This is a genomic window from Streptomyces sp. HD (assembly GCF_028369295.1).
Classification (GTDB): domain Bacteria; phylum Actinomycetota; class Actinomycetes; order Streptomycetales; family Streptomycetaceae; genus Streptomyces.
In genome coordinates this window covers 1-686 of the sequence record NZ_JAQMYP010000172.1, presented here as the reverse complement: position 1 = coordinate 686, position 686 = coordinate 1, and the positions used below count along the sequence as shown (strand labels likewise).

1 protein-coding gene is annotated in these 686 nt (G+C 72.9%); it reads right to left on the bottom strand.

Annotated features, from left to right (window positions below; translation table 11 throughout):
* Nucleotides 1–575 (bottom strand): SDR family NAD(P)-dependent oxidoreductase (locus POF73_RS45855; RefSeq protein ID WP_334313685.1); only part of this gene is annotated, 575 nt, incomplete at its 3' end.
* Between the last annotated feature and the right edge of the window lie 111 nt (nt 576–686).

The window sequence follows — 686 nt, the reverse complement described above, 5'->3', positions numbered from 1 at the left end:
TGCCCCAGAGCGCGCACGGCCCGCTCGGGATCCAGCGCCGGCAGACCCCGCCGCCGTAGCGCCTCGACCGCCTCCGCACCGGCCGCCATACCACTCCCGGCCCACGGACCCCACGCCACCGACGCCCCGACCAGCCCCCGCACCCGACGCGCCTGCACCAGCCCGTCCAGGAACGCATTGGCCGCCGCATAACCGGCCTGACCACCACTGCCCCACACCCCGGCAATGGAGGAGAACACCACGAACGCATCCAGCCCACGATCACCCAGCACCGCATCCAGATGCACCGCACCCGCGACCTTGCCCGCCCACACCGCGGCCAAGTCCTCCACCGACATCTGCTCCAGCGGCAGATTCACCACCGCACCCGCAGCATGCACCACCGCATCCACCGGATACCGGCCCAGAAGGTCCTCCACCGCCGCACGGTCGGCGACGTCACAGGCCTCGACACTCACCTCCACCCCGGAGGCGGCCAGCCCATCCCGCAACTCCCGCGCACCCGGAGCCTCCAGACCCCGACGACTGACCAGCACCAGATGACCGGCACCCTCCGCAGCCGCCCACCGCGCCACCCGAACACCCAACGCACCCGTGCCACCCGTGATCAACACAGTGCCCCGCGGACGCCAACCGGCCTCCCCGCCACCGCTCTCCCCCACGGCCACCCGCACGAGCCGACGCCC